General features: G+C 36.0%; 8 protein-coding genes. All 8 read left to right on the top strand.

What is annotated here, in order from left to right; all coding sequences use genetic code 11:
* The first annotated feature begins 53 nt into the window (after positions 1-53).
* The 8 genes from J2Z38_RS04505 (at position 54) to J2Z38_RS04470 (ending at position 15,407) form a co-directional block, all read left to right on the top strand.
* The gene (locus J2Z38_RS04505) at positions 54-6,545 is read left to right on the top strand and encodes a Cna B-type domain-containing protein (RefSeq protein WP_209772919.1); all 6,492 of its coding nucleotides are present in this window, start codon (positions 54-56) and stop codon (positions 6,543-6,545) included.
* A 231-nt stretch (positions 6,546-6,776) separates the two neighbouring features.
* Positions 6,777-7,229 (top strand): MarR family winged helix-turn-helix transcriptional regulator, encoded by a 453-nt coding sequence (locus J2Z38_RS04500; RefSeq protein ID WP_209772917.1) that lies wholly within the window; start codon positions 6,777-6,779, stop codon positions 7,227-7,229.
* Positions 7,217-8,980 carry an ABC transporter ATP-binding protein gene (locus J2Z38_RS04495; protein WP_209772916.1) on the top strand — a complete coding sequence of 588 codons (1,764 nt, stop codon included), beginning with the start codon at positions 7,217-7,219 and terminating at the stop codon, positions 8,978-8,980. The genes J2Z38_RS04500 and J2Z38_RS04495 overlap by 13 nt, the downstream gene beginning before the upstream one ends.
* Complete coding sequence (locus tag J2Z38_RS04490) at positions 8,973-10,841, top strand: ABC transporter ATP-binding protein (protein ID WP_209772915.1); 1,869 nt, start codon at positions 8,973-8,975, stop codon at positions 10,839-10,841. The genes J2Z38_RS04495 and J2Z38_RS04490 overlap by 8 nt, the downstream gene beginning before the upstream one ends.
* A 215-nt stretch (positions 10,842-11,056) precedes the next feature.
* A complete protein-coding gene (locus J2Z38_RS04485) occupies positions 11,057-11,731 on the top strand; it encodes a response regulator transcription factor (RefSeq protein WP_209772914.1) in 675 nt (224 codons plus the stop codon).
* Positions 11,718-12,659, top strand: coding sequence for a sensor histidine kinase (locus J2Z38_RS04480; RefSeq protein WP_209772912.1), 942 nt, complete (start codon positions 11,718-11,720; stop codon positions 12,657-12,659). Before J2Z38_RS04485 ends, J2Z38_RS04480 begins: the two co-directional genes overlap by 14 nt.
* A gap of 80 nt (positions 12,660-12,739) precedes the next feature.
* Positions 12,740-13,498, top strand: coding sequence for an ABC transporter ATP-binding protein (locus J2Z38_RS04475; RefSeq protein ID WP_318527693.1), 759 nt, complete (start codon positions 12,740-12,742; stop codon positions 13,496-13,498).
* Entirely contained in the window at positions 13,485-15,407 is a 1,923-nt protein-coding gene (locus J2Z38_RS04470; RefSeq protein ID WP_209772908.1) for an FtsX-like permease family protein, read from the top strand. Before J2Z38_RS04475 ends, J2Z38_RS04470 begins: the two co-directional genes overlap by 14 nt.
* Positions 15,408-15,457: the final 50 nt, after the last annotated feature.

Here is a 15,457-nt window from a genome sequence, read left to right as displayed (position 1 = left end):
ACCTAAACTGTTAAAGTAGATAGATAAAGAAATATGTGAAAAGGGAGACGAATATGAAAACAATGAGAAAATTTATGGCACTTTTGATAGCCACAATTATGATGGCATCAAATATCGCCCCAGCTTTTGCAACTGATGGGGATGGATCCTTGCCAAGTACAGCTAACGAAGATAAGACTTGCCCTCTTGTACTAGGATCTAATATTCCTGTAAAACCAGTAAAACCTGGAGAAGGAGAAACGGTAGAAAAACTTACAAAAAATCCAGACCAACCAGCCATCTATACCTTGCATACAGACTATCTGGTAGAAAGGGGAGTAGATGATAAGGGAAAACCGAAATATGTAGTAAACTACCAACCTTACATAGCAAGTGTTGGGGAAAAGGCAACAGATGATGAAAAAGCTAAGGTAAATAAAACCATTAATTTACCTGACATTCCTGGTTACAATAAACCAAAAGATACTAGCGAAACTGAAATCAAAGATTATAAAATTAACTATGATATTATAAAAAATGCAGCAAATAATAAAAAGAATACTGGTAATGAAGAAGATGGCTTTAGGTATGAAGAAAAGCAAGAATTTAAATATCCTGGCAAGAAAGTTGAATTTAAAGTAAAGCACGTCTTCCAAGCCCTAGAAGACTTTAGTAAATACACAAATCTAGACGGAAGTATAGAGGAAGAGAATGCATATTCTACCACTCAAAGTGGTTACATCGGTTCTACTATGAAAGTCACTCCATTGGAAGAAAAAGATCCTCAAAGAAAAGGCTTTGTGCCAGAAGCGGAATTTATAAAAATGCAAGTTCCAGAAGATACTAGGGATTTTATCTTAGAATACCGCTACAACCGTGCCCATTTTGATGTAGTTTTTGACACACAAGGTGGAACACCACTTCCAGCCCGTACCCTTTATTATGGACAAGAAATTCCTAAAATTGCCGTTGAAGATATTCCTACAAAAGTAGGCGGCGAATTCCAAGGCTGGAAGCCATCTGTAGATTTAAAAACAAAGGATGGAAAAACTTTTAAGGCAAAAGAAATAATTAAAGTTGGAACTGACGCTATCAAAGATCTTGATGCGAATTTGATTATGCCAGCAGGAAACCTTACCTTCACAGCTGTATGGAAGGACAATCCACAGGCAGACTATGCTGTCCAATTCTGGGCAGAAAAGGCAGACCACGCAGGTGAGTACGACTATATAGGTACTCATGTATATAAAGACCAAGCCACAGGTATGAGACCAGACCTCGATAATGAACCTGTAAAAGACTTAGTCTTTCCAGACCTAGACCAAAAACGTCTATCCAAGATTTGGGGTAACGCAAGATTTAATCGTGGCAAAGATCTTTATTTAAACAGGTTCTTTGTTTACAACAAAGATTTAACGCATGATCAAAACAAGGATCCGAAAAATGTAAGCCTAGTTAAGTCTGTTGATGCAACAGGTAAGACTGTCTACAATATCTACTATGACAGACAAGTCTATGACCTATACTTTACTAAGTCCAATGCCCTACCTGCTGAAAACACTTTTTATCCTGAAATTTGGGGATATGACGAAGCTCAAGGCGAGGTAGTGAAGAAGGGCGGTCCTGGCAATCTTTACCACTACAAGGCAAGATTTAACCAGCTAATGCTTGGCTGGCCAAACGACGCTATGCAAACCAAGGGCTTTAGCGAAGGCATGCAATCCTTTGGCTGGGGACCAAACTATAGTAATTCAGCTTTTCCTACTCACTTGGACACACCTCCTTATAGATTAAATGCCGACCAATTCTTAGACATGGAAGGATACGATACTAGGGGCGGCTATACTAAGCACATAGATAAGGGTGATGGATCAAGCATAAAATTAGATTGGACCGATTATACAACTCTATCCTTCGGTATAAAACAAGCTGAAGACTCTATGCCTCACCACATGGACTTTTGGATGGACGGCTTCAAGAAAGACGAAACAATTATCCGCTACGACCTATACAGGTATAAGGCAGATACCAATTCTGAAACTTATGCGCCTAAATATCCTCAGGTTCAAGGCTTTACCGGTAAGAGACTTAATGAAACACCGGATTATCTTAATTCGGATGAAATAGATGCTAAAAACGAAGAGCGTGCAGAAGTAACTCCATTTCCTACCAAGACATATACAGACATGTATGGAGAACGCCCTGTAGGTGAGATGAAATTTATTAAGGCCTTCTTTAATAATGCCGATGACTGGGGCGACCCTGACGGCTGGGACGGATTTGAAACAAATGGCTACCTTAAATTTGAATACACTCGTAATAAGTATCCACTAAGATTTAACTACGACCCATCAAAAATTAAGGACGACAATGAGTTTGACTCAACAAACCAATTACAAACCTTCTACGAGTTTCCTCTAAAGGCTCTAAGTCCTGATTTAGAAGGCAACGAAGAATATAAAAAAGAAAATCCAGCCAACTTATTGGATGATCCAGAAAATTTAAAAAAATTAGGCCTTACAGATTTAGTAGAAAAAGATGATGAAGGGAACTTAAGAGTCAAAAGACCGGACAATCTTTCAGACCAAATGGTATTTAAGGGCTGGGCTCTAGACCCTGCTGGTAAGAAGATGGTTTGGGAAAACCCGGGCGAAAAAATGCCTAACCACCCACTCAACCTCTATGCTATATGGGACGAGCCAGACTATAAATGGAAGGTGACCTTTGATCCAGATGGAGGAATATTGCCTAAAATTTCTGAAGAAAAAGTCACCACAGAAAGAAAAAAAATAAAAGAAGGTGACATAGATGATGAGAAAGAAATCACCTACGCCAAAAAAGGAGACGACGAAGGCGATAAGCAAATCTTTACTGTCGTCCAAAGACAAAAGCTAGTAGAACCTCAAAAACCAAAAAAGAAAGGATATGACTTTCTAGGTTGGGAAGTAATCCATTATAAAAAAGATGATGATGGCAACTATACTAACGAACAGGATAATTCATATCGAGAAAAATATAAGGTCCCAGAATTATATTCATTTGGCACTGACGTTGTAGCTCCAATCTACCTAAAAGCAATTTGGGTACCAAACCAAATGGTCGATGTTGAGGTTGAACATTATTTCTTAGACAGGGAATATAGATTAGATACTAGCAAGAATGAAAATCCTGTAAAAATAACTCTTGAAAATCAAAGGGCTAACCATATGGCATTGGCTACCGGTGATAAGCAGGATGTTGATTATATCTTAGCTACTCCTAAAGAATTTGAAAAGCATAAGGATTCAGATATTTACGCTAAATACAAGGAATACAATGACCGTGTAGGACTAAACAACTCTTACTTCCAAACCTTTAGGGTTGGGCCAGAGAAAATCCCTGATCCTAATAATCCAAATAAGATGATAGATAATCCAAACAATGTCTTCAAATTCTTTTATAGGCCTTTTAGGAGGCGTGAGTATAAGGTTAATTATTTAGATGAAAGAGCCAAGGCTGAACTAGATAAGGATACAACAGATGAAGCTAAAAAAGATATTATAGAAAAGTATTCTATTATAAAACAAGAAAAAGTGATAAACGGAAACCGTGACTATGATGCTAGGAATTACAAAAAAATCCCAGGTTGGGTCCTAGCCGAGGGAGAAAAGCCACAACAACAACTCGTCTTTGATGTTAATGAGGAAACAAATGAGTTCTTAGGAATTAATAAAACTGGTAAAAAAGAGATTACTTTCTATTATAGGGACGTAAGGCTAATAAGAGTCCCAGATGGTGACACTTCTAAAACACCAAAAGGTTATGTCAGAGTGACCTTCAAAGCTGGCGAAAACGGTAAACTCGAAGAAGGTGGTAAAGCCAAAACTGTTCACTATGACGTTGTAAAGGGCTTGAAATTTTCTAATATCCCAGTACCTGATACTAATAATTCTGACAAAACAGGTGTAAAAATTGTACCTGATGAGGGCTATCAATTTGTAGGTTGGGAACGCAAAGAAGATCAATCAAAAGGTCTTTTAGGTAAAGACCAAGGTGTATGTGATAACTACACTTTTGTAGCAAAATTTGAAAAACCACAGGGCAAATTCACCATCAAAAAAGTCCTAGAAAACCAACCTGTAGAGAAACAGTCAACCATGACCAGAATGGCAGTTCCAGCTCCATTGAAGTTTAAATTCAAAGTCACAGGCCCAAAGATAAATGGATCTAAAAATAATGAGCCAACAGAATATACAGAAGAATTTGAATTGGTTGCTGGCGAAACAAAAGTATTAGAAAATCTATTTGACGGAGACTATAAGGTTGAAGAAATAGAAAACCATGGCTATACTCCATATTACATTGAAGGTGACTATGATAAGACTAGTTCAAAATTATCAGCAGATCCAATAAAAGTAAAATTAGAAAAAACTGATAATAAAAAAGACTATGAAAAGACCCTAACCGTAGTAAACAAAAACGTCAAACCAGGAGAAACTGAAACTCCGAATAAAAATATTATAGATATTACAGTTAAGAAAGTTTGGAAAGGCGGAACTAAGCCAACTACAACTATTGAACTTTGGAGAAAGGGCTACAAGGCAGAATACAAAGAAGACTTGTCAGATGAAGAAAAATCAAAAGCTCTAATTGATGAAAAAGTTGGAGAATTTACTACAACTCCTGAGGGAGATAATGAGCAGTCTCAAACCTTCAAAGACCTTCCAAAGCACGACCCAAGTGGTAGGGAATTTACCTACTACGCTATGGAACCAAATGTTCCAACTAATTATGAATCTAAATATAGTGATGATAAGTTAACCATTACCAACAAATATACAAGTCCAAAAATCGATGTAATTGGTGAAAAGAAATGGGTTGGTGTTCCAGATAATGAAACACGACCTACAGTCAAACTTGAACTTTGGAGAAAGACTTCAGAAAAAAATCAAGGAGAGAAAGTTGTAAACACAACCGATCTTGATAGTGATAACAAAGCAAACTTCGGCAAGCAGTATAAGACTGACGAAAATGGAGTTGACTATATTTACTTTGTAAAAGAAGTTGATGAAAGTGGTAATAAATTTAGTCATCAAAATTACTCTTCAAAAGAAGATGGCTTAATAGTCACCAATACCTACGGAGTTGCGAAAAAAGACATCACCGCAACAAAAGTTTGGAAAGGCGATTTAGAAAAAGGCGAAACAAGGCCTACTATCTACTTTAAACTTTATAGGAAAATCAAAGGCGGAGATGCTCAAGAGGTTCAAGGTCAAGAAATTAAAAAACTTGAAGATATAACAGAAGTAACTTGGAAAGATCAAGATATAGCTGATGATAACGGAAATGAATACACCTATTCTGTAAAAGAAGTTGACGTTAAAGGAAATAAATATGTACCAGAAGGTTATACCGCAACATACAGCAAAGATGGCCTAACAGTAACAAATACTAAAAATAAGGAAGTAACTCCTACTCCAGAATCTAAGAAAATCACAGTCAAGGCGACTAAGATTTGGCAAGGTGGGCCTGAAGAGGACCATGGTCAAGTTGATCTTCAACTTATTAGAAAAAGCTCTAAACCTGATAGTGAGGAAGAAGTTGTAAAAGATAGTATTACTATTGATCCAGATGTTGTAACCCAAATTGGGGAAAATCTTCCTCTTAAAGATAAGGATAATTATCCTTACACTTATAAGCTCGTAGAAGTTGGTGTTGGTTTAGATCATATTTTTGAACGAAATGGTAACAAGTACCTATCAACCGTTAAAAAAGATATTGACAATTCAACAGATAACACTTTGATTTTCAAGGTAGAAAATGCCTGCCAAAAGCCACAAGATCCAAATAATATAGTTGCTTATAAGAAATGGGTGAATGTACCAAATAATATTACTAAGCCAAATGTATTTTTCCAACTTCAAAGAAATATAGATGGTGAAGTTCCTCACGATGTGGAAGGACAAAGGATTGAAGTAGGAAATGTAGTAAATCAGGATGGCTTCATAGAAGTAAACTTTGGCGAGCAGGACGAAAAAGACGAAAAAGGTAATAAATACACTTATTCTGTAAGAGAATTGGATATAAATGGAAATCCATTTGATAATTTAGATTATGAGACTACTGTGGATGGTCTTTATGTTGTAAACACATACAAAACCAAAGATCCAGTCCCAGAACCAGAGCCAACTCCTACTCCGGAACCAGAACCAACTCCTACTCCAACGCCAGAACCTGATCCGATAATACCAGGAGAGGATAATCCTGAAGAACCTGAGGAACCAGATAAACCTGAAGAACCAGATAAACCAGAGACTCCAGAAAAACCAGAAGAAAAGATTCCAGAAAAGCCAGAAAAGGAAATACCACCTGTCAAAACTGATACTAAGAAAAAATCAGACCAAACAGGCACAAAATTTGTTAAGAAAATGGAACAAACAGGTACAAAGATAGTATCAAATGTGAAAAATTTCCTAAATCCAACTACTGGTATCATAAGCAATTATGAACTATATATAGGATTGATGGCAGCATCAAGTGTCGGACTATTCTTTACAAGAGATAAAAAGAATGAGGACGAAGAATAAGATTAAAAGATCGTAAGCTAAGGCTTGCGGTCTTTTTTTGTCTAGAAAAGTAAAGAAATGCTCGGGGTGTTGTATTAATATCAATCCCCTCCGCCATGTCGAGCGTTAGCGAGACATCTTATGAACTTTGGATTTCTCTTTTATATAAAAATTATACCTTGACATAGTCCTAAATAGTACTATAATAAGTATTACAAATAATTGTTTATTTATTTTAGAGAAAGAGGATTTATGAATTTTGAACTTGATCCGATGGTCTCTATTTTTTCTTTGCTGAGGTGCGCAAATGGCCACAATAGGGAGAGGGCCAAGTTTTACGGTCTAAGCGACCTTGAGACTATTATCCTTATCCACATCGGCCACATGGCAAATCCTAGCCAAAAAGATATTGCAGAAAAACTTGGGGCTCCCAAGCAAACTGTAAATAATATCATCAAAAGCCTTAAGGAAGACGGGCTGATTGACCTTATTCCTTCGGAAAATGATAAGAGGATGAGGATTTTAAGCCTGACCGCAAAGGGTGAAGAAATTAGAGACGAGAGGTTAAAACCTATTAGTGAATCAAATAAGAGAATGTACGAAAAATTGGGCGATAAGAAGGTTAGGGAGATTAAAGATGCCCTTAAACTTCTTAACGACACAATTAGAGAAGATTTTATAAAGGAGGATGAATGGAAAGTATAAAAGAATTTTACAAGTCCTTTTCCTATATCAAAAGATATTTGGGAGAGTTTAAGAAAAATCGAAATATTTCAAGGATTTATACCAGCCTTGAAACTATCTTAGAGCTTGCTATTCCAGCTATTATGGGCATGACCCTTAATGAAGCTGTCAAGGGAAAAGATTTGGGACTTGCCATAAAATACGGGATTTTGATGGTAATTCTTTCCCTTATAACCATGTTTTGTGGTATGCAGGCGACTAAGAACGCTGGTATCGCCTCGTCTGGTATGGGCCGCAATGCAAGGCTTGCCCAGTTTGAAAATATCCAGCGATTTTCTTTTGAAGATATAGATTATTTTGGGGTTCCTTCGCTTTTGACAAGGTTGTCGTCTGACACCCAACAGATTACTTTTTCTATGTTTGTATCAACCAGGTTTGTAATCAAGACTGTAGCTATGGCTATTGTGGCCTTTGTTTTGGCTCTTAAGTCGAGCCTAAAATTGTCACTTATATTTTTGATAGCTGTGCCAATTTTGTTTGCCCTTTTGATGGGACTTACAACCTATGCTATTCCAAAATTTAGAAAGGCCCGCTACCAATATGACAAGCTCAACCTAGTTGTGGAGGAAAATCTTAAAAATATGCGTGTGATTAAGGCGTTTTTTAGGAAAAAATACGAACTTGATAAGTTTGTCTTCCAAAATGAAAAAATGTTTGAATATGCGGACGGATCTCAAGGACCAATGTCTCTTGTCTTTCCTCTTGCCAATGTAGTTTTGTTTGCAACTTTTGTTGGTATTACTTATTTTGGCGGGATTGAAATCATCGAAGGAAGGCTTGAGGTCGGTGACCTTGTGGCCTTTAATATGTATGCAACCATGCTTCTTGGAGCTTTTATCGGCATGTCTATGGTTTTGACCATGTTTATGTCAGCTTCACCAGGTATTACAAGGGTTGTCGAGGTAATTAGTAGAGTGCCTTCGATGGATAACGAAAAGAAAGTAGAAGGTCTAAAATTAGAAGACGGATCAATTGATTTTGACAATGTTTCCTTTAAATATGAGGAAGATTCGGATTCTTACCAGCTTGAAGATATAAATCTTCACATCAAAAGCGGGGAGTCAATTGGTATTTTAGGGCCAACAGGGTCTTCAAAATCTACCCTAGTCCAGCTAATTCCAAGACTCTATGATATAAGCGAAGGGTCTCTAAAAGTAGGTGGCCATTCGGTAGAAAAATATGACCTAAAAACTTTAAGAGATGATGTGGCAATAGTTCTTCAAAAAAATACCCTATTTTCAGGATCTATTGCCGATAACCTCAGATGGGGAGATGATGAGGCGACTATGGAAGAAATTGAGCTTGCAAGTAAGATTTCTCAGGCCGATGATTTTGTAAGAAATCGCCATGATGGCTATGAATCAGTCCTTGGCCAGGGCGGAACAGGCGTTTCTGGTGGGCAAAAACAAAGGCTAACTATTGCCAGAGCACTACTTAAAAAGCCAAAAATCCTTATTATGGATAACTCCACATCTGCAGTTGACACAAAAACAGAAACTGCTATCATCGATGGGATTAACAAGTACAACAAGGATTTGACCAAGATAATTATTTCCCAGAGGGTATCTTCATTTAAGTATGTAGACAGGATTATAGTTATGAATGAAGGAAAAATCGAAGCAATCGGCACTCACGACGAGCTTTATGCGACCAACAGGGTTTACAGGGAGACTGTCGATATCCAAGAGCAAGGAGGTAGAGCTAATGACTAATGATTACAAAATGAATGACAAATCATATAGGAGAAAAGTTTCATTTTCGTCAATAGCAAGGCTCTTATCTTACCTTTTTGCTTATAGGTGGCAGATGATTTTGATTGTAGTTTGTGTAATAGTTTCGGCCCTCACCCAGATCTGGGGAGTAAACATGCTCCAGCCAATTATTGATAATTATATATTAAAGTCTGATGTATCAGGTCTAAAAATTGCCTGTCTTCAAATGGGTGCTATCTACGCAGTTTCTGCCCTTACTTCCTTTATATATTCAAGGCTCATGGTTAGGGTTGGAGAAAGATCTATAAGAAATATTAGGCTAGAGCTTTTTGACAAAGTACAAAAGATGCCAATAGGATTTTTCGATACCAATAAGCACGGCGAGATTATGTCAAGGTTTACAAATGATACTGACGTTCTTAGCCAGGCCTTGGCAAACACAGTCCCTACCATTGTAAGGGCCACAATTATGCTTGTGGGTACAATCCTAGTTATGTTTAAATTAAGCTTTAACTTAACACTTACAATGCTTATTGGCCTTACAATCTTGATTCCAATTTTATCAAGGATTATCTATAAGTCTTCGACAGCTTTCAGAGAAGGCCAGGGACATATTTCAAGTCTTCAAGGATTTTCTGAGGAAACCCTATCAGGCCAAAAGGTTGTAAAGGTCTTTTCTAGGGAAGAAAAAATCCTCGACACTTTTAGGAATAAGACTGAGGAAGTAAGGATTGCCTTCACTCGTGCCAATACCTATGCAGGTAGGATGATGCCATTTTTACTTAATATGGTAAATATCTTATATGGAGTCATCACTGTTTACGGGGTTTATTTGACAATCCAGGGCGACATGACTGTGGGAGTTTTGGCAGCCTTTTTATCAAATATTAGGCAAATCCAAAATCCGATTGTGAATGTGAGCCAACAGGCCAACGCAGTTTTCCAAGCTATGGCAGGGGCAGATAGGATTTTTGAAATAATTGATATGCCAATAAAGGAAGATACAGGTTTTATAGAACTTGTCCACGCTGTGGAAAATCAAGACGGATCTGTGACTGAGTGTGATGACCTAACAGGCCGCTATGCTTGGATGTGGGATGATGGCGATAGGAAACACTACAAGATGCTAGAAGGCAGACTTGAATTTAAGAATGTTGACTTTTCCTATGATGGGAAAAACCAAATTCTTAAGGATATTTCATTTTATGCAGAGCCTGGAGAAAAGATTGCCTTTGTTGGCTCTACCGGAGCAGGAAAGACAACTATTACCAATGTCATAACCAGGTTTTATGAAATTGATAATGGGTCAATCATGGTTGACGGAATTGACATAAGGGATATTAAAAAAGATGCCCTAAGACGTGCCTTTGGTATGGTTCTCCAGGAAGTAAACCTCTTTACAGACACAATTGAGGGCAATATCAAGTATGGCAGACTAAGGGCAAGCGATGAAGATGTGAAGGCTGCGGCAAGACTTTCTGGTGCGGATTCCTTTATAAAAAGGCTGCCAGAAAAATATGACACCGAAATCAAAGGCGATGGCTCAAGCCTATCAGATGGTCAAAACCAGTTGATTTCAATCTCAAGGGCAGCTATCGCAGAACCTCCGATGCTTATTCTTGATGAAGCGACTTCATCCATAGATACAGCCACAGAAAAAGATGTCACAGAGGCAATGGATAAGCTAATGACAGGATCAACTTCCATAGTAATAGCCCACAGGCTTTCAACCATCCAAAATTCTGACGTAATCATGGTAATGGAAGACGGCAGGATTATAGAACGTGGCAACCACGACAAATTAATAAAAGAAAAAGGAACCTACTGGCAACTTTATACCGGTAAGTTGGAACTTGATTAACTTATTTTCATATTCTTTAAATAGAAATCTTGAATTTATGAGATTTCTCACATTCGTTCGAAATGACAAAACAACCGTCATTTCGACAGAGAATCCGTGAGGATTCGACGAGGAATCTCATCAATAATCGATAAATATGATACAAAATATTTGATTTTAATTTTTACCCCAGCATTAGCTGGGGTTTTTGTGTTATAATATTTTTAGGAGATTTTATGTTTAAGATATTTGTGGTTGATGATAGCCAGATAATTTCAGAAAAATTAAAAAATGAGCTTGAGAAGTGGGGTTTTGAAGTCGCCCTTGTGTGTGATTTTGAGAAGGTTTTTGATGTTTTTAAATCAGAAAAACCTGACCTTGTTGTCATGGATATTGGCCTACCTTTTTATGATGGGTATTTTTGGACTAGGAAGATTCGCGATATCTCAAATGTTCCAATAATATTTTTATCATCTAAAGAAGATACTATGAATAAAATCATGGCTATGGAAATGGGAGCAGATGATTTCGTGAGTAAACCTTTTGAAATGGATCTTTTGCTTGCCAAAATCAAGGCACTTTTAAGGAGGGCTTACGATTATAAGGATAATCTATCGAGGCTTGAAATTAGAGGCCTAATTCTTGATTTAAGGTCAATGTCAATTAGTTTTGGTGAAAAAAGTCTTGAGCTTTCCAAAAATGAATTTAAAATATTGGAAACCCTTATGGTAAATAAGGGAAATGTTGTCTCTAGAGATAAGCTAATGACAAGTTTGTGGTCGACAGATATTTACATCGACGATAATACCCTAACAGTCAATATTTCTAGACTAAGAAAGTCTTTGGCTGGTCTTGGGGTGGATGATTTTATAAAAACTAAGCAGGGATACGGTTATTATGTTGAAGCTTAAAAATTTTTTGAAGGAAAATAAGGTATCTTTTATTTTCTTTTTTATTATTAGCCTTACTTATTTGTTGGTTTTCATAAGTTTCAACCTAGAAAAATTTCCAATAATTTATGGGTTTTTGATAAGCTTTTTTATTTTTTTAGCCTATTTTCTCTATAAGTATTTTAATCAAGAGGTACAAACTTTTACAGAAATTTCAAAAAATCCAAGCCAGAGGGAAAAAATTATCCTAGATGAATTAGAAAGTCTCGATAAAAAGTACAAGGACCTATTACTTGCCTACAATGAAATTGAAGGCGACCTTAGGGATTTTTACGGGCTATGGATTCATGAAATAAAAACGCCTATTGCTGAAAACAAGCTCATCTTAGCTGATAATCAGCCAGACCTTGAATTACTTATAAAAAATAATAAGAGGATCGAAGATTATTTAAATATTCTCCTTGGCTTTGTAAGGTACAATTCAAAAACCAACGACTATGTCTTTAAGGAAGTAAGAATTGAATCTGTGGTTAAGGAAATAATCAGAGAAAAGTCTTACGATTTTATTTCCAAAAAAATTAGCTTAGATGTGGGCGACCTTGGATTTATGACTGTAAGTGATGAAAAATGGCTAGGATTTATTATAGGTCAGATTTTAAATAACGCTTTGAAATATACACCAGAAGCTGGCATAGTAAAAGTATATTTTGAGAAAAAATTCCTTATTATAGAGGATAATGGGCTTGGAATTAAAGGGGCAGACTTGCCTAGGGTTTTTGAAATGGGTTATACAGGTGAAAATGGCAGGAAACTTGGGTCATCAACTGGCCTAGGCCTTTATCTTGTAAAATCCATTGGCAATGACCTAAACTTAGATATAAAAATCGAATCAGAAGAGGGGAAATTTACAAAAATCATGATAAATTTTCCAAAACTTACAAAATTGTAAGAAAAGGGGTCTCTTTGTAAGCCGGGCAAAGGGACTTATTTTTGTTAAGCCTTTATAATTATATTATGAGAGGTGAAAATATGTTAGAAATAAAAAACTTAAGAAAAATTTATAAGGAAAATACAGCCAACGCTGTGACAGCTCTAAAGGATGTGAATTTAAAAGTCGAGGACGGTGATTTCCTAGCCATCATGGGTGAGTCTGGTTCAGGAAAGACCACACTTTTGAATATCATTTCCCTTATTGATAAGGAAACTAGCGGGCAAATCTTCCTTGATGACAAGGAAATCCTGTCCTTATCTGAAAAGGAAAAGTCAGATTTTAGGAGGGATAATTTTGGCTATATCTTCCAAGATTTTAATCTTTTAGATAATTTTGATGTGAGGGAAAATATTCTTTTGCCCCTAGTTTTAAGAGAAGAAAATCCAGATGATTTTGAAAATAAGCTTATGCCTATTGTCAATAAGCTTGGAATTACTGAACTTTTAAATAAGTATCCGGCAGAAATATCCGGTGGACAAAAGCAAAGGATGGCTGTAGCAAGGGCCTTAATAATAAATCCAAAAATAATATTGGCAGATGAACCAACGGGCCAACTCGATTCCTCATCTAGTGAAGACTTGTTAAATTATTTTGAAAGAATAAACCAAGATGGGAATACAATTCTCATGGTGACCCACTCAAATATTGCAGCATCCTTTGCTAAAAGAGTCCTTTTTATTAGAGACGGCAAGATTTTCAATGAAATATACAAGGCAGATGACAGCAGAGATCAGTTTTATAAGAGAATTTCAGATTCATTAAACTTTCTAAGGGCGGCAAAGAATGAAACTCACTAAGCGCCTTGCCCTAGATGGGATTAGAAAAAATAAGGAAGTCTATCTTCCATATATTTTGATTTACGGATTTATGGTTTTTTCATTTACTTCGATTTTGCTTTTAATGAATGCCGATACTTTAAAAGATTTTTACGCCATGTCTAGCATCTATTATATATTGAAAATTGCTATTTATGTAATGGGGATTTTTTCTCTGATATTTTTATATTATTCAGATGGATTTTTATTAAATAAAAGACTTAAGGAAATCTCCCTCTATGCGATTTTAGGTCTTGATAAAAAACATCTCTCAAAAATATTGGCCTTAGAATCATTGATTATATCGGCTTTGGGATATTTATTTGGTATAATATCTGCTACAGTCATATATAAATTGCTAGAAACAATTTTTTTAAAGCTCATGCTAATGGAAGGAAATTTTTACCTAAGTTTTGCCAGAGATGCTTATATAATTAGCTTCTTGGTTTTTGCAGGAATTTCTCTACTAATTTTATTAACCAGAATTATAAAAATAAAAAGAAAATCAATTCTAGACTTATTTAAGGAAGAAAAAACCTTTAAAAGGCCAAGGGGTATGGTTTTAAGTGCGTTTGTATCATTAATTCTGCTTGGGTCTGGATATTACTTAGCCCAAACTATAAACAATCCTTTAAGGGCCCTTACTTACTTTTTCTTGGCTGTTGTCCTTGTAATGATAGGAACATTTTTCCTTTTCTCATCACTTTCAATAGTGATATTAAAATTGATGAAGGCTTCCAAATCATATTACAAGACTGAAAGATTTATCTCAGTTTCAAGCCTGATTTTTAGATTAAGATCAAATGCCAAGGGACTTGGATCGATTACAATCATGTCCACAGCTGCTATTATTTTATTATCATCAGCCATAAGTCTTTATAGGAGTGTTGAGGATGTGGGATCTAGGCAATATCCAAGAGATGTGGGACTTGCTAGTGTTGATGAGTATTCTATTGACCAGGTTAAAAAAATCATCAAAGAAAATAATTTAGAGGCAAGAAACATTCAAGACTACAAAAATATGCCTCTTGTCTTTGAAAAAGATGGAGATACCTTTAAGGCTAGGAGAGAACGCTATGCCTTTGAAAACCCAAATGCAATGGATGATAAGGCAATGGGAATACTCGTGGAAGTTAATGACGAATCAATAGCAGAAGCTTCGAATTTAAAAGATGGGGAGTTTTTACTCTATAAGTCCCCTAAATTGGCTGATCTTTCAGAACTTGATATAAATGGCCAAAAATTAAGGAAAAAGTCAGATATTAAAGATTTCCCATATAAAAATTCTGGAAATACTTCAATAGTGTCCTACATGTTTGATTTTTATTATCTAGTAGTCAGAAATTTAGATGAAAAATTAAGCATAGATGAAAATAAAATAGTCCATGTCTATAATTTTGATTTATCAGATGAGGATATGAAGGTTTTCAAGGAAAAAACTAAGGATGTCCAAAACGAATTTGGTATAGGATTTCATGATGGTTTTGTTTTGGAAGGATACAAACTCTACGGGGCAATATTTTTCGTTGGGATCTTTCTTGGCTTAATTTTTATGGTGGCAACTGGCCTAATAATCTATTACAAGCAAATCCAAGAAGGTTTTGCCGATAAAAATAAATATGAATCTTTGAGGAAACTTGGCATAGGAGAAGAAAAAATCAAAAAAACTATAGATAAGCAAGTTCTGGTATTTTTCTTCCTACCTTTGATAGTTGCAGGCATCCACGTAGGCTTTGCCTTTAAGATGATTTCAAAAATCTTTGTCATGCTAGGATGCGTAAATGAATCCATAAAAATAACTTCCTTTATAATAGGCTTTGTAATTTTTGCTTTTTTGTATTTGATTTATTACAAATTAAGTAGCAGGGAATATTACAAGTTAATCTCATAAAATTTCGGCTCTTTCGAGTCGATTTTTTATTTTGCTTTAAAATCTTGACC

Source organism: Anaerococcus degeneri, from assembly GCF_017874475.1.
GTDB classification, from domain to species: Bacteria; Bacillota; Clostridia; order Tissierellales; family Peptoniphilaceae; genus Anaerococcus; species Anaerococcus degeneri.
Note: the sequence above shows the minus strand (reverse complement) of the source record. Positions and strands in the feature narration are given on the sequence as shown.